Source organism: Microvirga pakistanensis (assembly GCF_004458765.1).
GTDB classification, from domain to species: Bacteria; Pseudomonadota; Alphaproteobacteria; order Rhizobiales; family Beijerinckiaceae; genus Microvirga; species Microvirga pakistanensis.
Map to the genome: position 1 here is coordinate 1 of NZ_SPJX01000317.1, position 20,928 is coordinate 20,928.

The 20,928-nt window shown below is 60.3% G+C and carries 18 protein-coding genes and 3 pseudogenes; 12 read left to right on the top strand and 9 right to left on the bottom strand.

What is annotated here, in order from left to right; genetic code table 11:
• Positions 1-142: 142 nt before the first annotated feature.
• Complete coding sequence (locus E4K09_RS16820) at positions 143-1,534, bottom strand: amidase (protein WP_134498953.1); 1,392 nt, start codon at positions 1,532-1,534, stop codon at positions 143-145.
• Positions 1,535-1,757: 223 nt separating this feature from the next.
• Between E4K09_RS16820 and E4K09_RS16825 the strand changes: the two genes are divergently transcribed.
• From E4K09_RS16825 to E4K09_RS16875, 11 genes and pseudogenes are all read left to right on the top strand, one after another.
• Positions 1,758-2,948 carry an ABC transporter substrate-binding protein gene (locus E4K09_RS16825; protein ID WP_134498954.1) on the top strand — a complete coding sequence of 397 codons (1,191 nt, stop codon included), beginning with the start codon at positions 1,758-1,760 and terminating at the stop codon, positions 2,946-2,948.
• A 122-nt stretch (positions 2,949-3,070) separates the two neighbouring features.
• A complete protein-coding gene (locus E4K09_RS16830) occupies positions 3,071-3,955 on the top strand; it encodes a branched-chain amino acid ABC transporter permease (protein ID WP_134498955.1) in 885 nt (294 codons plus the stop codon).
• 23 nt (positions 3,956-3,978) lie between these two features.
• Complete coding sequence (locus E4K09_RS16835; protein ID WP_204985743.1) at positions 3,979-4,905, top strand: branched-chain amino acid ABC transporter permease; 927 nt, start codon at positions 3,979-3,981, stop codon at positions 4,903-4,905.
• Entirely contained in the window at positions 4,883-5,599 is a 717-nt protein-coding gene (locus E4K09_RS16840) for an ABC transporter ATP-binding protein (RefSeq protein ID WP_134498957.1), read from the top strand. The genes E4K09_RS16835 and E4K09_RS16840 overlap by 23 nt, the downstream gene beginning before the upstream one ends.
• Complete coding sequence (locus tag E4K09_RS16845; protein ID WP_134498958.1) at positions 5,599-6,315, top strand: ABC transporter ATP-binding protein; 717 nt, start codon at positions 5,599-5,601, stop codon at positions 6,313-6,315. Before E4K09_RS16840 ends, E4K09_RS16845 begins: the two co-directional genes overlap by 1 nt.
• Before the next feature lie 493 nt (positions 6,316-6,808).
• Positions 6,809-7,945, top strand: a complete 1,137-nt coding sequence (locus tag E4K09_RS16850) for an ABC transporter substrate-binding protein (protein ID WP_134498959.1) — start codon at positions 6,809-6,811, stop codon at positions 7,943-7,945.
• A gap of 156 nt (positions 7,946-8,101) precedes the next feature.
• Positions 8,102-8,980, top strand: coding sequence for a branched-chain amino acid ABC transporter permease (locus tag E4K09_RS16855; protein WP_134498970.1), 879 nt, complete (start codon positions 8,102-8,104; stop codon positions 8,978-8,980).
• The gene (locus tag E4K09_RS16860) at positions 8,980-9,960 is read left to right on the top strand and encodes a branched-chain amino acid ABC transporter permease (protein WP_134498960.1); all 981 of its coding nucleotides are present in this window, start codon (positions 8,980-8,982) and stop codon (positions 9,958-9,960) included. Before E4K09_RS16855 ends, E4K09_RS16860 begins: the two co-directional genes overlap by 1 nt.
• Positions 9,957-10,703 (top strand): ABC transporter ATP-binding protein, encoded by a 747-nt coding sequence (locus E4K09_RS16865; RefSeq protein WP_134498961.1) that lies wholly within the window; start codon positions 9,957-9,959, stop codon positions 10,701-10,703. Before E4K09_RS16860 ends, E4K09_RS16865 begins: the two co-directional genes overlap by 4 nt.
• Before the next feature lie 3 nt (positions 10,704-10,706).
• The gene (locus tag E4K09_RS16870; RefSeq protein ID WP_134498962.1) at positions 10,707-11,444 is read left to right on the top strand and encodes an ABC transporter ATP-binding protein; all 738 of its coding nucleotides are present in this window, start codon (positions 10,707-10,709) and stop codon (positions 11,442-11,444) included.
• 550 nt (positions 11,445-11,994) lie between these two features.
• Positions 11,995-13,289 (top strand): annotated as a pseudogene (locus tag E4K09_RS16875) (ISNCY family transposase).
• A 23-nt stretch (positions 13,290-13,312) separates the two neighbouring features.
• Here E4K09_RS16875 and E4K09_RS16880 read toward each other — a convergent pair.
• The gene (locus E4K09_RS16880; RefSeq protein ID WP_134498963.1) at positions 13,313-14,509 is read right to left on the bottom strand and encodes an MFS transporter; all 1,197 of its coding nucleotides are present in this window, start codon (positions 14,507-14,509) and stop codon (positions 13,313-13,315) included.
• Between the two features lie 416 nt (positions 14,510-14,925).
• Positions 14,926-15,257, bottom strand: a pseudogene (locus E4K09_RS16885) (IS6 family transposase); the annotation flags it as partial.
• A 42-nt stretch (positions 15,258-15,299) separates the two neighbouring features.
• On the opposite strand from E4K09_RS16885, the pseudogene E4K09_RS31095 reads away from it, so the two are divergent.
• A pseudogene (locus E4K09_RS31095) lies at positions 15,300-15,521 on the top strand (hypothetical protein); the annotation flags it as partial.
• 80 nt (positions 15,522-15,601) lie between these two features.
• Here E4K09_RS31095 and E4K09_RS16895 read toward each other — a convergent pair.
• The 6 genes from E4K09_RS16895 to dapF form a co-directional block, all read right to left on the bottom strand.
• The gene (locus tag E4K09_RS16895) at positions 15,602-16,582 is read right to left on the bottom strand and encodes a 1-aminocyclopropane-1-carboxylate deaminase/D-cysteine desulfhydrase (protein ID WP_134498965.1); all 981 of its coding nucleotides are present in this window, start codon (positions 16,580-16,582) and stop codon (positions 15,602-15,604) included.
• 4 nt (positions 16,583-16,586) lie between these two features.
• Entirely contained in the window at positions 16,587-17,273 is a 687-nt protein-coding gene (locus E4K09_RS16900) for an amino acid ABC transporter permease (protein ID WP_134498966.1), read from the bottom strand.
• A 4-nt stretch (positions 17,274-17,277) separates the two neighbouring features.
• Positions 17,278-17,973 (bottom strand): amino acid ABC transporter permease, encoded by a 696-nt coding sequence (locus tag E4K09_RS16905; RefSeq protein ID WP_134498967.1) that lies wholly within the window; start codon positions 17,971-17,973, stop codon positions 17,278-17,280.
• Positions 17,974-18,042: 69 nt separating this feature from the next.
• Positions 18,043-18,831 carry an ABC transporter substrate-binding protein gene (locus E4K09_RS16910; RefSeq protein WP_244610544.1) on the bottom strand — a complete coding sequence of 263 codons (789 nt, stop codon included), beginning with the start codon at positions 18,829-18,831 and terminating at the stop codon, positions 18,043-18,045.
• A 51-nt stretch (positions 18,832-18,882) separates the two neighbouring features.
• Positions 18,883-19,638, bottom strand: coding sequence for an amino acid ABC transporter ATP-binding protein (locus E4K09_RS16915; RefSeq protein WP_204985744.1), 756 nt, complete (start codon positions 19,636-19,638; stop codon positions 18,883-18,885).
• Positions 19,638-20,453: a diaminopimelate epimerase gene (gene dapF, locus E4K09_RS16920; RefSeq protein WP_134498971.1), complete on the bottom strand. Its 816-nt coding sequence runs from the start codon at positions 20,451-20,453 to the stop codon at positions 19,638-19,640. Before dapF ends, E4K09_RS16915 begins: the two co-directional genes overlap by 1 nt.
• Between the last annotated feature and the right edge of the window lie 475 nt (positions 20,454-20,928).

A 20,928-nucleotide genomic window follows, 5' to 3' on the forward strand; every position in this document is an offset into this window, starting at 1 on the left:
GCGTGGGCAATGATCTCGGATGGGAAGCGATGGCGCTTGTAGCTGACAGGTTTGATCATGCCGGCCCATCTACACGGCTTGCTCTCATGCCTGAGTTAATGTGACGATGCCTGGACGTGTCCTCTAGCAGTCCTGCACGTGGTCAGCTCAGGAAGTTGGCCAAGTTCGGAGCCCCAGGAGTGCCGAGCACTTCCTCAATCGCTAGTGCAACCGACAGTGCCTGCACATCAGCCCCTTCAGGACAAATGATCTGCAGTCCTATTGGGAGACTCCCAGTCTTCTGCGGCAGAGGGATGCTAACAGCGGGACATGCGAAATAATTCGCAGGCTGCGTATTGCGGGTCATGCCCAGAGCGAGGTCAAGAGCCTTCTGTTCATCATCCAGGTCAGCCACGGAAGGGGGAGGCGTTGCGGTTGTCGGAGTGATCCAACCGTCGAGCCCTGAGAACTTCTCGGATACGCTCTGGCGGGACTTGGTTCGCTTTGCCTCAAGAGCCAGATAATCCGCTGCTGTCACATCAAGGCCAGAGGTTGCACGCTTGGCAACAATCCGATCCATCTGGTCGCGACTGGCAAGGAAGCGATCTCGGCCAAGGGTCGCAATGAGGCAAGCCGGGAGAACAGCGGGGAAATAGCGCTCGCGTTCACTTGCCTCGGGAACAGACACAGGCCTCAACCGGCACCCTGCAGACGACAGGGCTTCCATCGCACCCTTAATTTGCGCTTCGACAACCGGATCAAGGTTATCGAAAAAGTACTCCTGCGGAACACCAAGTCGAAGCGCCTCGACCGGAAGAGGCCGTGCTTCCGGCTCGCCCGTGAGCGCAGCCACAGCAATCGCAGCGTCTCGGGCGTTGCGCGTTAGCAGGCCAGGCGTATCCAAATGAGGAGCCAAGGGGAAGGCCCCATTGGTCGAGAAGAAACCGGGTGTCGTCTTGAACCCAAAGATCCCGTTGAAAGCGGCGGGGACGCGGACCGAGCCGCCCGTATCCGAACCAATGGCGAAAGCACACAGACTGGCGGCAACTGCAACGCCTGAACCGGAGCTCGAGCCTCCAGGCAGGCGTGGCGTTTGGGCATCCCATGGATTGATCGGTGTTCCTTGGGCGCTGGATACCCCGGTAATGCCGAGGGCGAACTCGACAGTCTTGGTCTTCCCAAGGATAACGCATCCTGCTTGACGCAGACTTTTGACCAGGGGGCCTTCTGGTCCAGCGATGTCGTCGATGTTCATTTTGGTGCCCGCTGTCGTGGGCATACCCTTGACAACGAACAGATCCTTCACAGCGACCGGCACTCCCATAAGCGGACCAAGATCCGTGCCGGCCGAATAGAGTGCGTCGATTGCGCGGGCGGTCTCAAGCGCCTGCTCGGCGGCAACATGCTGGAATGCCCCGAGTCGTGGGTCAAGCACTTCGATGCGGGAGAGATAAGCCCGCGTCGCCCGTTCGGATGTTATCTCGCCGGTTCGAAACCGTCGGGCGAAATCAGAGAGCCCTCCCTGACCAACGGGATCATCTTCCAACACGACCATTTAGCGTCCCTCGCAATATTAAAACATGGCCGCTTTCCGCAGCATATTTATGCGAACCATGACGGATGTCATTTCGCGGTGGAGGATAATATCGAGCTAAGCTCTGTCGAGAGAAAAAGTGTTTGGCGGGGCGGGAACGCGCACTAGGTTTAAGCCACTGCAGAATGAGTCTCTTTTTGCAGTGATAGACTTCCTAGCGAAGCAGATAAAAGGGTGAGGAAACATGAGGATTGCTATCGCCGCTGCATTGGCAGCCACTCTGGCTATCGCCGGCGCTCCTGCTCAGGCGCAGGTTGAGGTCGGTGTTATCAACAGCCTTTCAGGTAACTTCGCTGCATTCGGCGAACGCTATCGCACAGGCCTTCAGGTTGCACTTGACGAGATCAATGCAAACGGGGGCATCAAGGGGCAGCAGCTCACCCTAACAATCCAGGACGACCGGTCTGAAGCGAAGAGTGCGCTTGCCGCAGCTGAGAGCTTTGCCAGCAAAGGCGTTCCGCTTGTCATTGGCTCCTATGCGTCCTCAATCACGGGGCCTCTTGCCCAGTTCCTGACCCGCCAGAAAGTGCCGATGATCGTTCTGGGCAGCGCCGACGACAGCATCACGAAGCCGGGTTCGCCGTGGGTGTTCCGCGCCAAGCACAACTCGACGATTGTTGGGAAGGCATATTTCGATTACTTTGATCACCTCAAGAACACAAAGAAAGATGTGCCTCTTGAGACGGTCGCCATGCTGTACGGTAACGGTGCTTGGCCGACCTCACTGGCAAAAGAGGGCAAGCGTCTCGCCTCAGAGCGCGGGTACAAGGTTGTTGGTGACCAATCGTATGATCAGGGAGTCACTGACTTCCGGCCGATCCTCAACCGCTTCCGTGGTGCCAACCCGGATATCCTCTATATCGTGTCCTATGCAGAGGATGGTGTCGCGATCACCCGGCAGATGCGTGAGGTTGGCCTCAACGCCAAGGTCATCGCCATCGATACGTCCGCAGCTCTTCCGAGCTTTGTTCAGCAAGTCGGAAAATCGGCCGACTATGTTGCAACGGCCGTAAGCTGGAGCCAGGACGTGAAGTATCCTGGTGCCCAGGAACTTTATGAACGCCTGAAAGCCAAGGCCGGTGGTGAGCCTTCGTTCTATGAGGCAGAAGGGTACCTCGCGCTCATGGTCGCGGCCGATGCCCTGCGCCGTGCCGACCCCAAGTCGCGTGACTCCGTACGCGAGGCGCTGGCTGCCACCGACATCACGACGCCTGTAACGACGGTGAGCTTTAAGAGTGCTGACGGGTTCCAGGGCCAGAACCCGATCCGAAGCCTTATCTTGCAGATCCAGGACGGCAAGCACGTCACGGTGTTCCCGGATGATCTTGCTGCGAAGCAGCCGCAGCACCCCACGCCAGAATGGTCGACCCGCTAACATAAAGGAGCCGGCGGTACATCCGCCGGCTCCAGCCAGTGCTGCAATCCCATAACAGGGCTGGCTTACCACAACGTATGTTCTTGCGGTGGATGAACGCGTGACAGCAATCAGGGACGAGAATGGCCGGGTTAGATATTTTCCTCCAGAACATTGCTAACGGCGTTCTGATGGGAGGCGTTTATGCCCTCATCGGAATCGGCCTAACCCTTGTGTTCGGGGTCATGCGCACGATCAACTTCGCGCACGGCGATTTCGTCGTGCTGGGCATGTACAGTGCCGTCCTCTTCAACGCTCTGCTCGGATGGGATCCATACCTTTCGCTGCTTCTCGCGATGCCGATCGGCTTCTTTGCTGGGGTCATCGTTGAGCGCTTCATCCTCTCACGCGTCATCGATGCGCCGCCGGAATCGGCGCTTCTGGCGACGCTCGGGATCTCATTGATCATCGGCAACGCGATCCTGCTCACCTTTGGTGGCGAGCCGCGCTCCGTGCAGGTGCCGTATGCCTCATCAACTTTCTCTGTTGCTGGGGTCAACATCTCTATGGTCCTGCTCCTCGCTGGGATCGCTACGGTCATCATGATCGCGGCGCTCTATGCGCTGCTCAACCGGACCGAAGTTGGACGTGCCATCCGCGGCACTGCGGAAAACCGGCTTGGCGCCGAGCTCGTTGGCATCGATACCCGGCGGATCCATAGCATCGTCTTTGGTCTCGGTGTGATGCTGGCCGTCATGGCAGGTGTCACGCTCATCCCGCTTCTGTTCGCAACTCCGACCAACACGGGAGCCGTGTTCACCTTGAAGGCCTTTGTCGTAACGGTCCTTGGTGGGTTGGGGAACGTCGGTGCGGCGATCGCCGGGGGCATTCTGCTGGGCGTCGTCGAGGTTCTGGGCGCCTCCTACTTCATGTCCGAGTACCGGGAGGCTTATGGATTGATCGCGTTCCTGCTGATCCTGCTCTTCCGGCCTGAGGGCCTATTCGGACGGACGGTGAAGCGCGTATGACGAAGCATCTTATTGGACTGGGCGTGCTGCTCGCGGTCGGCATAGCCTACCCGGCCATCTTTCCGAACAATCTGACTATTGCGATCTCTGTCTTGCTGTTCGCCGGCTGGGCGACATCCTGGGACCTGCTCGGCGGATGGAATGGCCAGGTGAGCCTTGGTCACGCCTCGTTCGTAGGCCTCGGAGCCTATCTTGTCGCCATCGGCCAGAGCCAGTTCGGACTTGCGCCATGGTGGACGATGGCCATGGCAGCCGCTGTTGCGGCAGTCCTCGCCTATCTTTGGGGATGGCTGACCTTCAGCCTGCGAGGGCCGTACTTTTCGCTCTCCACCATCGCGGTTGCGGAGATCCTCCGGTTGGTTGCCATCAACGAGGAGTGGTTAACCGGCGGCGCTACGGGCGTGTTCATTGCAACCCTCCCCGAGCCATTTGGGGTCGACCTCTTCTCCAGAACCGCCCAGTTCTATATGGCGCTCGCTTTCGCGGCAGTCGTGATTGCGACCATCATCGTGATCTCTCGGGCCCGGTTTGGCTATCAGCTACGGGCTGTCCGCGAAGACGAGGACTCGGCGATGGCGGCGGGCATCGATCCGACGGCCACGAAGCTGAAGGCGTTTATGCTGTCCGCCGCGCTCACCTCAATTGGCGGCGGAATCTATGGGATCGTACTCGCCTTCATCGAGCCGCACGTCATTTTCGCTCTTCTCCTGTCCGTGCAGATCGCCCTCACAGCCATCATCGGTGGGCGTGGGACGATCTGGGGACCCGCCGTCGGCGCACTCGTGCTGATTGGGGCGGGGGAGATATTCCGCACTACGTTCGCCGAGGCGAACATGCTGATCTACGGAATCCTGATCTTGGTGGTCGTGCTTTTTGTTCCCCGCGGCATCGTCGGGGAGTTAGCCCGCAGACATATTCGGAGGCTCTATGCCAAACGTGCTCAGGGCTGATGGCATTACCGTAAAGTTTGGTGGGGTAACGGCCGTCAACAACGTTTCCCTGTCACTCGGCTCCGGTGAGATCCTTGGGCTGATCGGCCCGAACGGCGCCGGCAAGACCACCCTGTTCAATGCGGTGACGGGCTTTGCCCCCATGCATTCAGGTAGGATAACCTTGCTCGACAAGGACATCACGGCGTTGCCGGCATTTAAGCGGACGCGTTTGGGCTTCGGCCGGACTTTCCAGACCGAACGGCCTTTCGAGGAGCTGACAGTCTTGGAGAATGTGCTCATTGCCGCATTCCTGACAGTCGGACGGCGGAGCGAGGCGGAGCGCCTCGCCATGAGTGTCCTCGAGCAGGTAGGGCTGGCGGATCGCGCTCGCCAGCCCGCACTAGATCTCAACCTCGCGCGCCGACGGAGGCTGGAGTTGGCGAAGGCGCTTGCGGTGAAGCCGAAGGTGATCTTTCTCGACGAGATCATGGCGGGTTTGAATCCTCCAGCGCTGCGGGAGATGATCGCTTTCGTGAGATCATTAAGCGGGCAAGGTCTCGCGGTCCTGATGGTCGAGCACATCATGGAGGCAATCATCGAGTTGTCCGACCATGTCATCGTACTCGCTAGCGGCGAGAAGATCGCGGAGGGAACCCCGCATCAGGTAACGAGAAACGAGCGCGTGATCGAAGCGTATTTGGGGACCGACTGATGGGGCAGGCAATTCTGCAGGTTGACAATGTCGACCTTGGCTACGGCGCGCTGAAGGTCGTGTTTGGTGCGTCCCTACATGTGAATCGCGGCGAGTTGGTCGGCCTCGTCGGAGGAAACGGTAGCGGCAAGTCGACGATCCTAAGGGCGATCTCAGGCATGATTGCTCCGTGGAGTGGACGCATCCTGTTCGATGGCGAGGAGCTCAAGGGAGCAAGACCTCACCAGATGGCTCGTAAAGGATTGGCCCACGTGCCTATGGGTCGTCAGTTGTTTCCGAACATGACCGTGCGGGAAAATCTCATGCTGGGCGCCTATCTGCCGGAAGCAAAGGCTGCCCGGGACGAAAATATGGCGAAGGTTGAAACGCTTTTCCCGGACCTTGTTCGCTACGCCAACGCGATGGCTGGTCAGTTATCGGGTGGCCAGCAGCAGATGGTGGCTATTGCGCGCGCTCTTATGCTCGGACCCAAGATGCTCATCATGGACGAGCCAAGTCTCGGTTTGTCGCCGCTTCTCGTCAAAGAAGTGATGGCAGCGATCAGGCGGGTCGCCGAGACTGGTCTTCCAATCCTGCTGGTAGAGCAGAATGTGAAGCAGGTGCTCGCTGTCAGTCATCGCGTTTACGTGCTCGAGAATGGCAAACAGGTGCTCGATGGCCCATCAGAGGAGTTACAGGGGCATCCGATGATCCGTAAGGCTTATCTCGGCCTGTAATCTGTGAGTGTTACGCACAAGAGCTACAGGCAGTGGAGAATAGTTCGACTGTATATGAGCATCTCAGGAACGTATTGATGCTTGGTTGAGAGGGTTCATTCTCCAGGAGCTTTCAGAACGACCTTCTTTAGCGGGCCAGGTATGAGCGAGAGATGGCGTCCCCTGTATTGTGGGAATCTCGCTTTTGTTGCACCCAGAACCTTTTAGTCTGTTCTGCTCATATCGAAACTTCGACTGGCGTAGTCGGATATCCAGCTTTCATCGCGAAAGTTGCCCCAGCAATCTCCTCACAGTGCGATAACGTTACTATGTTTAGGCGGTCTTATCATTATATATCAATATCGGGCGAAATTTGCGATTGACGTTACGGCTTAGGTCGTAAAAGGATCAACAAAATTTCAGGACGGCTAATCTTTGTTGTCTGGTCGCTGAAACGGTTCGGACGGCGCGAATGAGACAACGCTGGCCTAACAAAGGGTAGGGAGGATCACCAATGTATTCCAAATTCGCTCTTGCGCTTGGCACGGCGCTGCTGACCCTCGTCGGGGCGGCGCAGGCCCAAGAGGCCGTTGAGATTGGCGTCGTCGTCGAGCTTTCCGGTGCTGGCGCACCGGCGGGCACTAACTGGCGTGACGGCATCAGGATCGCCGTGGACGAGATCAATGCGGAAGGCGGCATTCTCGGCAAGCCGGTCAAGGTCACCGAGTACGACACGCAGACCGATCCGCAGATATCGCGTGCGCTGGTGCAGAAGGCGATCGATGGGCGCGCCTACGCGATCTGGGGCACGATCTACTCCGGCTCAACGCTGGTCAACATGCTAGTAGCGCAGCAGAACAGCGTGCCGCAATTCGTCGGTTCTGAGGCGCCTACAATCGTCGAGAAAGGCAACCCGTTCGTCTTCCGTACCTCCTCCGGCGCTCAGAAGGGTGTCCCGGCCCTGGTGCCCTACTTCAAGGACACGTTGAAGGCCAAAAAGGTTGGCGTCGCCTGGGTTAACAACGAGTTCGGTCGCGGCGGGCGCAACGTGTTTATCGCCGAAATGAAGAAGGCTGGGATCGAGGTTGTCGCCGACGTGCCATCCGAGCAGGCGCAGACCGACTATGCGTCGGACGTCTCCAAGCTGAAGCAGTCGGGTGCCGACGCTGTGTTCGTCTATATGAACCAAGAGGAGTCCGCCCGTTTCCTGATCGAGGCGAAGAAGCAGGGCCTCTCCATGCCGCTCATTGGCGAGGTAACGCTGACGGAGGCCAAGGTGATTGAGCTTGCCGGCCCTGCGGCTGAGGGTGCCATCGCTCACGTCGGCATCACGGCCACTGCCGATCAGGTCGAAGGGATTGCGGCCTTCAGAGAGAAGTTCGTGAAGACCTTTAAGCGAGTTCCGACCCACGATGCGATCAAGGGCTATATCGGAGCCTGGACAACCAAGTACGTGACCGAACTCGTCGGCAAGTTTGATGGCGAGGCCTTCTCGGAGAAGATGCACGGCTTGTGCCTGCCAGCCACTAAGTATCCGAGGATCCTGCTCGATACCTGCTGGGACAACCGCGGTGAGATGTCCCGTCCGAGCTTCATGGTGCAGGTCCGCAATGGCTCGCCGGTCGTGATCGGCACCGTTCCGGCCAACTGATCACTAGCGCATCATCGGGAAAGTAGAGGCTTTTCTTCCCTGAACGTTGCACCGCTCCCAAGGGGGCATTGGGCTTAGAATGTGGGCTCCACCTTTAGGTTCGATGCTCTCGTACCGGCCGCGCCGGTCGCCACAGCCTTCAGGCAAAAACAAATGATGTCCCAGTTCCTGCAGGTACTGTTGTCCGGTCTCGCGACTGGATCTATCTACGCGCTTGTGGCGATCGGCTTTGCGCTGGTCTGGCAGGCCGCCCAGACGATCAACTTCGCCCAGGGCGAGTTCGTCATGCTTCCGGCGTTCCTGGTCTTGGTCGGCCTTAACTACTTCGATCTGCCGCTCTGGGGCGCGCTGCTGTTCGGCCTCGGCATGTCGGTCCTCATACTGGGAGCAGCATTCAAGAAGCTGGTCGTGGAGCCTATCCTGCCGCATGGCGGCATCACACTCGTCATTGCCACGATCGCGCTCGGCATTCTAATCAGGGAGAGCGTGAAGGAGTTCTACAGCGCTGAGGGGCAGCCCTTCCCATCCGTGCTCCCCAGCGACCCGATTAACATCTTCGGCGCGGTCGTCTCACTGCAGGACATCCTGAACCTCCTTCTCTCGTTGGGCATCGTTGTCCTGCTGACGCTCTTCCTCAATCGCACCCGAACCGGCCGCTGTATGCAGGCAACCGCACAGAATCCGGCTGTGGCTGAGATCCTAGGCGTCGATGTGAAGAGAATGGTCCTCTATACGTTCCTGATCAACGCAGCGCTCGCGGCGCTCGCCTCCTTCCTCATCACGCCAGTCTATCTCGCCAAATTCTCCAATGGCGAAACCCTTGGCCTCATCGCCTTCATCGCAGCCATTGTCGGCGGGTTCAACCAGATCCGCGGCGCGCTGGTGGGGGGCTTGCTGATCGGCGTCCTGGACAACCTGGTGGCTACCTACGTCACTGCCGAATACCGCGCTGCGCTGCCGCTGATCCTTCTGATCCTCATCATTCTGGTCCGACCGCAGGGCATTCTGGGCACGCCTGAGGGGAGGGCTGTCTGATGGCCGCCTGGCTTCGCCGCATCCTGATCCTGGCACTGATCGCGCTCGCGATCGCCGCGCCCCTCGGACAGGGCAACTACATCATCTACGTATTGACCTCTTGGCTGATCTTCTCGATCGCCGCGATGGGTCTCAACCTGACGCTGGGCTATGCCGGCCAGATCTCGCTGGCGCAGGCTTCCTTCATGGCTATCGGGGCCTATACGACGGCGCTCCTCACGCTTGCAGGCTGGCATTGGCTTGCGGCCATGCCGCTCGGCGTGCTGGCCTGTTTCGTCATCGGGTTCGGGCTGGGCTATCCGGCTCTGCGCGTGAAGGGTCATTTCCTTGCCTTCGTGACGCTCGCGTTCAACACGCTGGTCTTCCTCGTGCTGCGCAACGAGGAGTGGTTGACAGGTGGGACCTACGGGCTCGTCGGCATTCCACGGCCAAACCTCGGTCTTTTTTCGACGATGCGGTCGCTGCCCTTCTACTACTTCACGCTGGTGGTGACGATCATCGCCGCACTTGCGATGTGGGGCATCGTGCGCTCGCCCTGGGGCCGCGCCTTCAGAGCGCTGCGCGAGAACCCGATCCGAGCCGAGAGCTTAGGGGTTGACACCCGCCGCATCACACTTCTGGCTTTCGCTATCGGTTCCATGTACGGCGGGCTTGCCGGGGCACTGATTGCATCGCTCGTGCAGTTTATCGAGCCGGGCTCCTTCGGGCTCGCCCATTCGCTGCGCATCCTACTGATGGTCGCGGTCGGTGGTGCGGGCTATTTCTTCGGCCCATTCCTAGGCGCGGGCGTCGTGATCCTGTTGCCCGAGATCCTCCGCTTCACCGAAGGCTACTATCTCATCATCTACGCGGTACTCGTGATCGTCATGCTCATCTTCGTTCCGACAGGCATGATCGGCGTCTGGGGCCGCATCCGCGACCGATTCATCGCGCGGCCTGTCGCCCGCGCTGATCTCCAGCAAGGGGCGCAGCTCAAATGAGCCAGCCAGTCCTTTCTGTCCGCAGCATCGAGAAGAGCTTCGGGGGCATCAAGGCCGTCAGGGGTGTGTCCTTCGATGTGCACAAGGGCGAGATTCTTGGCCTGATTGGGCCGAACGGCTCCGGCAAATCGACGCTCTTCAACTGCATCCTCGGTCAGCTCGAACCTGATGCAGGCCAGGTCCACGTCAACGGCCGCGATGTTTCCGGCCTACGGCCATCGAAGCTGAACAGGCTCGGCGTCGGCCGCACCTTCCAGCAGCTCTCTGTTTTCCCGAAGATGAGCGTGTTCGACAACATCGTCCTAGCGGGGCAGGAGCATCGCGGCACAATGCTGTCCCGACTCTTTGGCCCCTCTGATGCTGGCCTCGCGGCAGACGCTGAGAGGATGATTTCGTTCTTTCGACTGAACCATTTGCGCGGCACGCTGGCGGGCTCGCTGTCTTACGGTCAGCAAAAGCTGCTGGATGCTGCTATGGCTTTCATGGCGGGTCCAGCCCTCGTGCTGCTCGACGAGCCGGCGGGCGGCGTGAACCTAACGATGCTCGCACACCTGAGGGAGCGACTCGCCGCGTACAATGCCGAGCATGGTACGACATTCGTGGTGATTGAGCATAATATGGAGTTCGTGATGAGCCTCTGCACCCGGGTGATCGTGCTCGCCGAAGGTGCTATCATCGCCGAGGGCACACCAGACGAGATTCGGTCGAACCAAACTGTAATCGATGCCTATCTCGGTGGCTGACTGATGCTTGAACTGCGCAACGTCCATGGCGGCTACGGTAAGATTACGATTCTGAACGGCGTCTCGTTCAGAATCCCGAAGGCGTCGATCACCACAATGATCGGTCCCAACGGTGCGGGTAAGTCCACCGTGTTCAAGGCGATCTTCGGCCTGCTGCAGATCCACTCGGGCCAGATCCTTCTGGACGACCAAGAGGTTACGGGCCAGACGCCGCGCCAGATGATCGCCCATGGTGTGACCTATGTTCCGCAGGGCCGCAATGTGGTGCCGCAACTTTCAGTTTATCACAACCTCGAGCTTGGTGGGATCACCGCGTCCGACCAAGCCAAGGTGCGCCAGCGCATCGAAGCGGTGATGGACCAGTTCCCGATGCTGCGGGAGTTCAGGAATCGTAAGGCGATCGAGCTTTCCGGCGGTCAGCAGAAGCAGCTCGAGGTGGCCCGCTCGCTTCTGCTCGACCCTAAGTTGGTGCTCATCGATGAGCCCTCTATCGGCCTGTCGCCGAACATGGTGCGGGAGGTCTTCCAAACCCTGATCCGCTTGCGCGACAGCGGCGTGACGATCCTGATGGTGGAGCAGAACGCCAAAGCCGCGCTCACGCTATCAGATTATGGCTTGGTGCTTGAGCTTGGCCAGACCCGCATGCACGACGATGCCAAGAAGTTGCTAATCGATCCGCGCGTTGGTCAGCTTTTCCTCGGCGGCCACGTGCATGAGGACGCAGTGGTCGATGCTCGTTGAGGCGATAGGAGGCCACAATGTGCGCACATTCGATCACATCGGAGCGGTGATTGAGGGAGAGTAGAGGACGCTCCACTCCATCGTCCGAGCACTGGGCTACGACGATCCTCGCTATTACATTACGACATATGCTAATCCTCGAATGAGTGCGAGGGGAGACGTCCTGTCGGTTCTTGTCTGCGATGCGAATTGAGGGTGATCGGCAGCTTTCAGTGCTCTGGGGGCTGGGACGAGCAATTGGGCTGTACAGTAGCTTTCAAGGAGCTTCTTGACGCTTTGTAGCTGGGGGTTGCCCTATCGGAGCCAATCCGACGTCCTTTGTTCGAAGGTCTGGTATAAGCGGGAGACCTGACGTTCCCCGTACCGTTGGAATTTCGTGCTTTGACCCACTCCGGACCTTCCCGGATTCAGTTCTCCCGTCCGAGTCCATGTTCCACAAGCCTCCGTTCTGCGAAATCCCGCTGTAGACCCTCGATAGAGATGTCACCGCTCTGCTCGTTACAAATGTCACCTCCTCACGGTGTCGTTTGCAGCAGAGAGCTTCGTTTCTATGGTGGTCCTTGCCATGAGCCGTCCCGAGATTGATCGGATGCATGTTCTGCGCGACGTGATGGCAGAGCGCATCACCATTCATCAGGCTGCCCAGCTCCTGCGGCTCACCCGCCGGCAGGTCTTCCGCCTCCTCAAGGCCTACCGGGCTCATGGTCCCAAAGCCCTCGTGCCCACCCGTCGTGACAAACCCAGCAACCGTTCCTATCCGGCGGCGCTGCGAACCGAGGTACTGGCGCTCATCAAAGCCAACGATGCCGATTTCGGTCCGACATTAGCCTGTGAGAAGCTGGCCGAACGGCATGGGATTCGTCTGAGCGTCGAGACGGTCCGGCGCTGGATGCTGGCCGAGGGCCTCTGACAGGATCGCAAGCAGCGGCTCAAACCGGTGCATCAGCCCCGGCATCGCCGGGATTGTCTGGGCGAACTCGTCCAGATTGATGGCTCGCAGCACTGGTGGCTCGAGGAGCATGGTCCCAAGTGCACCCTGCTGGTCTTCATCGATGACGCCACCAGCCGCCTGATGCACCTGCGGTTTGTCGAGACCGAGTCCACCTTCGACTATTTTGCCGCGGCGCGGGTCTATCTGGAGCGCTATGGCAAGCCGGTCGCGTTCTACTCGGACAAGCACGCCGTGTTCCGGGTCAATAGCAGAAGGGCGACGGGATGTGACGGCATGACCCAGTTCGGCAGGGCTCTGCACCAGCTCAACATCGACATCATCTGCGCCAACTCGCCCCAAGCCAAGGGACGGGTGGAACGCGCCAACGGCACCCTACAGGACCGGCTGGTCAAGGAGCTGCGCCTGGAAGGGATCTCGTCGATTGAGGCTGCCAACGCATTCCTGCCTGGGTTCATGGACGACTATAACCGCCGCTTCGCCAAGGTGGCGTTCAGTGACAAAGACCTGCACCGGCCGTTGAACGAGCACGATGATCTGGACGACACCTTCGCCTGGCAGGAGGAGCGGACCGTCACCAAAGACCTGACGCTGCAATACGACCAGGTGCTGTTCCTGTTGGAGCCGAATGCCATCACCCGTTCTCTCGCTCGTCAGCGGGTGATGATTTACGACTATCCGGATGGCCGGTTTGCCATCAAGCACCAGGGCCGTGAGTTGCCCTACCGGACCTTTGATCGCCGCCCGCAGGTGAGCCAGGGGCGATCGTCGAGAACAAGCGGCCCGGCCCGGCGCTGGCCTACATTGCCGAGCGGCAGAAGGATCTCGACATGAGCCGCAGCAAGAGCGCCCCTCGCCGTCGCAGGCAGGCCAAGAACCTGTTCAAGGTCGGCTGAGCTTTGGTATGCCTTCTCACCTTTCAAAGGTGTTGCGAGCTGCGTGGCAATGACCCCCAAAAGCTCAGGGTGATGGCACAAATCAGAATCATGACCCCGCAGCCAAAGTACAGGTCGGCTTCCCTGGCCGCAGGAGCCAAGGTCGGCAGGAGAAAGATCAGTCCGCCCCATGCGCTCGTGATGAGCGTTGTGAATGCCTGGGTCCGGCCGATCATCGCATTGTCCACCACCAGAAGCAGATAGGCATGGGCCAGCGCCCGGGAGATGCTCCACAACATGCCGGCAAGGGCATAGACGACGATGGCCCCCCAATCTGTCGTGGTGAGCGAGAATGCGACTAGGGCAAACCCGGCCGTGGCAAGCACCGCCAGAGTACGCTCCTGGAGCAACCTGGAGATCCGTCCGGTCGAAGCCACCATCACCGATACGGCTCCCGCAATGGCCGCCGTCATCTCGAGCGTTCCGAACAGTGCGCTGCCGCCTTGAAGGCTGCGGGCCACAAATCCAGGCAGCAGCAGGTTGGTGACCTGCACAACCGAGTACGCTAGGCCAACAGTGATCGCGGCGATCATGCACGCCGGGTGTGCGATCAGGTACCGCAGTGCCTTGAGGTTCGAGGCCAACAGGCCCTGTCGCACGGACGTCCCGGTGGCAACGGTCGTTGTCGGCATGTGTCGCAGAAGCAGGATGCAAGCACTGCCGACGACCGCGAAGCTGATTGCGGTTGGGCTGGCCCCTATTTGGTGAATGGCAAGTCCCGCAATTCCTGTTCCGAATGCGATCCCAACCTGTCGGGCAACGGACAACCGGAGAACGAAGCTGGTGCGGCGCCCCGCCGGGATGAGTTCCTGGAGAATGCCGCTTAACGATCCCGAGAGGACGGCAAAGCCGAATGAGCCCATGGCTGCGGCGACCACCAGCGCAGCCGACGCCTGGACTTCCGGCAGGAACAACGCTGCGGCAGTGACAGCCATGCCCAAGGATCGGATGGCCTGCCCGACCATCGCCATGTGGTTCCGGTTGCTGCGGTCAACGAGGTGTCCTGCCAAGGGAGCCAGCGCCACGCCGGACAGGCTTGAGGCCAGGAGAAACCATCCCACCAGTCGTGAGCCCCCTACCTGGAATGCCATCCATGCCGGCAGGACGATTCCGACACCCACCAGAGTGAACGATAGGAACGTGAAGAGGGCATAGGCGCGGGTGGCGTTCAGAAGAGGCATCCGTATTCCTTCAACCATACGCGGGATCATCTCCCGATCAACGGCGTGGAGCAATCATGGGGTGAAGGGATCGGATCGGCAGAGAAGCGGCCGACCCGAAGCTATCCTCGCGCAGAGACTGGGCCCCCCACATCCAGGTCTCTGGTTGCATGCTCAGGAGCGGCGGCGCATCGGATACAATCACGAGTGCTGATGCAATCGGCTCTAGGCTCCCTCATGTTGCCAGCCTGATCAGAGCGGCTGCGCGAAAGCTCAAGGGTGACATCTCTAACGAGCACAATCGGTGACTTGTCTAATGAGCGCTGACACCCGCTCCCATTGCTTGACTTGCGGAACTCTCCTAGGGTTTGTCTCTCACGAGCCCTCCTCTAAGGGCCCCGGCCGCCCCATGGCACATGTCATTCTCTTTCACTCCATGCAGCGGTGAGATCACGCCGTTCGCTGAACCAGAATTCGACCGTATCGCCATTGCTGTCGATTGCTCGGTAAAGATACATCCAACGCCCGCGGACCTTGATGTATGTCTCGTCGATGTGCCACTTGCTGGCGACAAGTCTCTTGCGTGAGTTGAAGCGCTTCAGCAATTCGGGCGAGTACCGGATAACCTACCGGTGAATGGTTGCGTGATCGACGGAGACACCGCGCTCTGCCACCATCTCCTCCAAATTTCGGAGGCTGAGGTTGTAAGCCAGATACCAACGGATGCAGAGCAGGATCACGGTTCGATTAAAAGCCTGCCCTTGAACATCCTGTCCCCGCTGCTGTGACGGCAGCCACCCTAGCGGAAACTATGAAACAAAAGGTTTGCGACGGAACCTTTGAACATCATAAACCTCCGGAGCCGCCCGGAAGCATAGACCAAACTGAGTTACCGAACTGTTTGCGACAGTTCCCTCAGTGCCATCAAGGCGGTCGCCCGGATGTGATGCTGCTCGATCTTAGCCTTCCAGGCCGCAACGGCATGGATCGACTAACCGAGCTCCAGGGCAAGGATGCGGCCGTCCCGATCCTGGTGTTGTCGAGCTGCCGCCATATTATCGACGGGAAGTGTCTTTGCCGATCTTGTGACCGCCGCGCGCTACGCTCCTGCCCTCACCCGATGAGCGATGAGGATGGGCCAAAGACGGCTGGCGTGCCGCCCGTATGGACGATGCATGCCGCCTCATGGCCGGGAATATCCCCGCGATCGACGCAGCTGAGCAGCCCCGCGAAGGTTTTCGCCACGTAGGTCTGCTCGAGCACGAGAGCCTCAAGGCGCGCGAAGAGACGACTGGCCTCGATAGACGCATCCGTCGGGCTGCCGTATCCCGCGCCCAGTTGATCCATGTGAATGCGCAAGCATCCCAGTATGTCGTGCGCGGGCTCGAACCCTGTCAACCGGCAAAGATCCGCAATGATGGCCCCGATCCGCGCTGCGAGTTCATCCGCTTCATATTCGACGCTGATGAGATGAAAGGTCCATGGCAGGTCGAGCATGGCTGCGCCCAGGACAATTCCTGCCTCCGTGATGCCCATGGAGCCCGGGAGAACGATGTGGCGCAGGTCGAGACCAATGGCGACGGCCTGCTCGTGGAGTTCCCGAGCGGCGCGGACATAGCCTAGCGCGCCGATCACCGGATCTCCCACCAGATAGGGACGACGCCCGGCAGCTGCGAGTTCCGCGACGGCTTTGGCTGCAAGCCTCGCGCGCTCTGTTTCGTCCACGTTGCCCAGGTGGCGGATGCGCGCTCCCATCATTTCGGTCAGCAGGCGATTACTGTGCGCGGGCGAGGATTCCGGACCGGCATAGAGCACCAAGCATTCCAGCCCCAACTTCGCCGCGGCCGCCGCCGTCAGCCTGATCTGGTTCGATGCGGCCGCGCCTGCAATCACCAGCAGGTCGCTGTTCCGCTCCAGCGCTTGGCCGACCCAGAATTCGAGATTGCGCACCTTGTTGCCGCCCAAGCCGAGGGACATGCAATCGTCGCGCTTGACCCAGAGCTGCGGATGTCCGGCATGGGCGCCAGCCCGCGCCATAGGCTCAAGGGGCGTCGACGCCGGGAGGAGTGATACGCGTGGGAAGGCGTCCAGCATCCGGTCAATCCAGATCGACGATCCGGGCCGCGCCAACGCGGCGCTCGGCCCAGCGAGCGAACCGCAGGACGGGATAGCAGTACAGGAAGTAGATGAATGCAATGAGTCCGTAGATGAACAGAACGTCCCTGGGGAAGCGCAGGATCGATACCTCGCCCTGACGGGTCAGTTCCGAGATGCCCACGACGGATAGGATTGCAGTGCTCTTGATGATCATCACGTAGACGCCGCTCATCGGCGGCACGGTCAGCTTCAGCGCCTGCGGGATGACGACGTACCAGAGGCGCTGCAGGCGGTTCATGCCGAGCGCGGTCGCCGCCTCCGACTGACCGCGTGGCACGGCCTCGATGGCGCCCTTCACGATCTCGGCCACATAGCTCGACGTGTAGACCGAGAGGGCCACGAAGGCTGCGGTGCGCGAATCCCAGCTGAGCCATGAAACACCCGTGTTCGGCAGCACGAAGTAAAAGACATAGAGCTGAACGAGGAACGGTGTTCCGCGCAAAACGTGGATGTAGAGGCCGAAAAGCCCAGTCAGGACAGGCACGCGTTGGCTGCGCACAAGGCCGATCACGGCCCCTATCAGCGAGCCGGCGACAATGGCCACGAGGGAGACGTAGAGCGTCTCCAGAAAGCCCTTCCATAGGAACGGCAGCAAGGACGAGGTGATGGACCAGTAGCGTTCGAGCATCGCATTAGCCCTGCGCGTTCCAGGCGGGGCCGGCGAGCCATTGCTTCACACCGCGGGAGAGGAGGAGGATCAGGAGATAGATCAGCAGGTAGCCGAGAGCGATGGTGAGGAAGCTCTCGTTGGGTCGCACCCGCTCGCTGTTCAGGAGAATGCCGGCGCTCGTGAACTCGAATACCGTGATGATCGACAAGAGCGACGTGTCCTTGATGAGAACCGCCGTCTGGCCGATCAGGGGAGGAAGCGTGTTGGCAAAGGCCTGCGGAAGGACCACATGGCGCATACGCTGGCCGTAGTTCATTCCTACAGCCTTGGCGCCCTCGATCTGGCCGTGAGGTACGGATTCGATGCCTGCGCGGATGATCTCGCCCATATAGGGAGCGCTGTTCAGGGTCAGGGCGGCGATCCCGAAATACATGTCGTTCCAGCTCTTCGCGAAAGGCAGAAGGGCCGGGAGGCCGTAGTAGACGAGATAGATCTGGACCAGGAGCGGAGTCGCGCGAACGAAGGCCACATAGCCCTCGACCGGTTTGCGAAGACCCGTGCGGTTCGACAGGAGCGCGAGGGCAACGAACGTGCCAAGCAGAAGGGAGAGGACGAGGCTCACCCCGGCAGCCGTCAACGTGTTGCTCAGCCCCTCTGCGAAGCGGCCGAGATACTGCGCCACGATGCGGTAATTGTAATATTCGAGGAGCCAGGTCATCACTGCCTTGGGAATTCTTGTGCGAGGAGTGCAGCCGGCCTGAAGGCCGGCTGCCGGCAGATGAGCCGCTTACTTGTGGTCCTTTTCCCAGTCGCTGGAGTTCCACCAATAGTTCACCTGGTTTTCGAGACGGCGGTCGGCCGTAATCAGCTCCACATAGTTGTCGAGCCAGAGCTTCAGGTGGAAGGCATTGGCCTGGGTGGCGAAAGCGAGGGGCTCGCGGGTGATGACGCCCTCGAGGATCTTCAGGTTGCCGAACTCGCGCACGAAGTTAGTGACGTTGCCGAGGTCCGACACCGCGCCGTCGAGACGGCCGCTGGAGAGGGCCTGAGCCACGGCCGCCGTTCCGCCGGCGAATTCCTTGAGGTTCGCCTTGGGCATGAACTTCTTCACGGCATCGCCATAGGAGCTGGCCTGGGTAGCACCGATGTTGAGGCCTTCCTTGTTGATGTCTTGCCAGGTTTTGTACGGCGCATCCTTGGCAACCACCGCGACCGTTTCCTGATAGAACATGGGGCGGGAGAACAGGAGCTGCGCGGCGCGCTGGGGCGTCGGAGTCATGTCGGCGGCGATCATATCGACCTTGCCGGACAGGAGCGCCGGAATCAGGCCTTTCCAGTCGTAGTCCTGGAACGTGACCTTCACGCCGAGATCCGCCGCCATCATCTTGGCAAGCTCGACCGCTAGACCGGTTCTCTCTCCGTTCTTATCGACGAAGCTGACCGGGGCACCCTGCGTCTGAACGGCGACACGAAGCTCGCCGCGCTTCAGGATATCGTCCATCTCGTCCGCTTGAGCGGCGCTGGCGAAACCCAGGCAAGCCGTTACGGCAGCCATGATCAAGTTGCGTAGTTTCATCATGTGGTCTCCCTCTGTCAGTCGTAGGGCGTGTTCCTCCGGAGCCGCGGCTCAGAGGATCTGGTCTAGAAACGCCCGGGTTCTTTCGTGGGACGGCGACGCGAAGAAGGAGCCGGGCTCTCCTTCTTCAACAATCCGTCCCTCATCCATGAAGACGATGCGATCCGCGACTTCGCGGGCGAAGCCCATTTCGTGGGTCACCACTGCCATTGTCATGCCGTCGTCCGCGAGCTTGCGCATGAGATCCAGAATGCCGCCGACCATTTCCGGGTCGAGGGCTGAGGTCGCCTCGTCGAACAACATGATCTTCGGATCCATGGCGAGCGCGCGCGCAATCGCGACGCGCTGTTGCTGGCCGCCGGACAATTGGCTCGGGTAGTGACTGGCGCGATCCGCGATGCCGACCTTCGCCAGCAGGTCACGGGCGCGCGCGACCGCCTCCTCGCGAGAGCGCTTGCGCACGACTACCTGGGGTAGAACGACGTTGTCGAGCGCCGTCTTGTGCTGGAACAGGTTGAAGTGCTGGAACACCATGCCGATCTCGGCCCGCAGGCGGTTGAGATCCGTCTTCTTGTCGCTCAGCGAAACACCATCGATGATGATGCGGCCGCTGTCGAAACTCTCCAAGGCGTTCAGGGTGCGCAGCAGTGTGCTCTTGCCGGAGCCAGACGGGCCAATGATGACGAGCACCTGTCCCGGCTCGATGGACAGCGACACCTTGTCGAGGGCGCGATGCTCGCCACGCCCGTGAGCCTGGCGAAACGTCTTGGAAACTTGGTCGACGACGACAATGGGGTTGGCGGCCATCATGCTACTTTCAGGTCAATCGGGAGTTGGCCGGCGAATGCGACGGCCGCCGCCCCGGTGAGGGTGATGCTCTCATCGTCATGAACCTCGATGCGCAATTGTCCTCCCGGCATATCGACTGTCATCCGGCTCTCGCGCGTGAGCCCGCGGCGCCGGGCCGCGAGCGCGGCGGCGCAAGCTCCGCTGCCGCAGGCGCGGGTCAGGATGCCCGGACGCTCCCACACCACCAACCGGATTAGGTCCGGGGCGGCCATTTCGGCAACGCCCACATTGGCCCCCTCCGGGAGCATGGGATGGTTCTGGATTGCGGGAGCCCAGCGCGGCACGTCGACCGCATCCCGGCTCTCGACGAAGCAGACGAGGTGTGGGTTGCCGACATTCACCGCCGTGGGATGCGCGAGAGGGCCTGAGACGAGATGGAGCGCGAGGGTGTCGGCCGCGGATGCAAGAGGGATGCTGGGCCAATCCCAGCGGGGCGCGGCCAGTCGCAGGGAGACGTCGCGCTCGCCCGCCCGCCCGGCCTCCACGAGACCTCCCAGGGTTTCCAGGACGAGGCGATCGCTGCCGCTCTCGCGCAGCAGAAGCCACGCGACGCACCGGGTCGCATTCAGGCATGTCTGAGCTTCGGCGCCATCGACGTTGTAGATCCGCATGCGGTCATTGGCTCCGGGTACCGTAGCCGGTTCGATCACCAGCAACTGGTCCCCGCCGACGCCGACATGCCGGTCACAGATCCATCGGATTTCATCCGGCAGGGGCCGGAACGGCTCGCTGCGAGCATCGACGACGACGAAATCGTTGCCAAGACCGTGCATTTTCAAGAACGGGCGTCCACAGGGGAAGATAGCGGTCAAGGCAATATACTACATGCAAGGGATGGCGGAAGCCCAGCCCGTCTCCGACAGGAGGTCGAACACTGGTTTCCGTCCTCGGGCAAGTCAAGGTGGGGCTTCCTCTTGCAGCTTAGACAATAGTCGGCCTCATTCGGGAAGGGTGCCGGTCAGGCCGTTGGCCGGTGGCGCGGGTCAACGGCTCTTCGCTGAGCCTCGTTCCCCACGCTCATGACGGTCACTGCAGTCACCGCGTCCGCCGTCGCATCTCGGCCTCGTCGGAGCTTTCAGCTCCTGATTGGTGAGCATTCTTCTACGCAAAACCTGGCCCACTTTAGCGTTCAGTGCTCTAGAGCGGATTCGATTTAGGTGAACTCGTATCCGCAGTTACTGAGATAGTTCTGGCACTCCTCGGCGGGGAAGCGATCGAGCAGTTCTCCGATAGTGCTCCAGAGTACCT

Bases quoted from the DNA above. Each gene is read 5' to 3' on its own strand.
- E4K09_RS16855 (WP_134498970.1), top strand. From the start codon at position 8,102: ATGTCCCAGTTCCTGCAGGTACTGTTGTCCGGTCTCGCGACTGGATCT.
- E4K09_RS16865 (WP_134498961.1), top strand. From the start codon at position 9,957: ATGAGCCAGCCAGTCCTTTCTGTCCGCAGCATCGAGAAGAGCTTCGGG.
- E4K09_RS16915 (WP_204985744.1), bottom strand. From the start codon at position 19,638: ATGGCCGCCAACCCCATTGTCGTCGTCGACCAAGTTTCCAAGACGTTT.
- E4K09_RS16825 (WP_134498954.1), top strand. From the start codon at position 1,758: ATGAGGATTGCTATCGCCGCTGCATTGGCAGCCACTCTGGCTATCGCC.
- E4K09_RS16900 (WP_134498966.1), bottom strand. From the start codon at position 17,273: ATGCTCGAACGCTACTGGTCCATCACCTCGTCCTTGCTGCCGTTCCTA.
- dapF (WP_134498971.1), bottom strand. From the start codon at position 20,453: ATGCACGGTCTTGGCAACGATTTCGTCGTCGTCGATGCTCGCAGCGAG.
- E4K09_RS16845 (WP_134498958.1), top strand. From the start codon at position 5,599: ATGGGGCAGGCAATTCTGCAGGTTGACAATGTCGACCTTGGCTACGGC.
- E4K09_RS16840 (WP_134498957.1), top strand. From the start codon at position 4,883: ATGCCAAACGTGCTCAGGGCTGATGGCATTACCGTAAAGTTTGGTGGG.
- E4K09_RS16870 (WP_134498962.1), top strand. From the start codon at position 10,707: ATGCTTGAACTGCGCAACGTCCATGGCGGCTACGGTAAGATTACGATT.
- E4K09_RS16910 (WP_244610544.1), bottom strand. From the start codon at position 18,831: ATGAAACTACGCAACTTGATCATGGCTGCCGTAACGGCTTGCCTGGGT.
- E4K09_RS16850 (WP_134498959.1), top strand. From the start codon at position 6,809: ATGTATTCCAAATTCGCTCTTGCGCTTGGCACGGCGCTGCTGACCCTC.
- E4K09_RS16860 (WP_134498960.1), top strand. From the start codon at position 8,980: ATGGCCGCCTGGCTTCGCCGCATCCTGATCCTGGCACTGATCGCGCTC.
- E4K09_RS16820 (WP_134498953.1), bottom strand. From the start codon at position 1,534: ATGGTCGTGTTGGAAGATGATCCCGTTGGTCAGGGAGGGCTCTCTGAT.
- E4K09_RS16880 (WP_134498963.1), bottom strand. From the start codon at position 14,509: ATGCCTCTTCTGAACGCCACCCGCGCCTATGCCCTCTTCACGTTCCTA.
- E4K09_RS16895 (WP_134498965.1), bottom strand. From the start codon at position 16,582: ATGCTGGACGCCTTCCCACGCGTATCACTCCTCCCGGCGTCGACGCCC.
- E4K09_RS16830 (WP_134498955.1), top strand. From the start codon at position 3,071: ATGGCCGGGTTAGATATTTTCCTCCAGAACATTGCTAACGGCGTTCTG.
- E4K09_RS16905 (WP_134498967.1), bottom strand. From the start codon at position 17,973: ATGACCTGGCTCCTCGAATATTACAATTACCGCATCGTGGCGCAGTAT.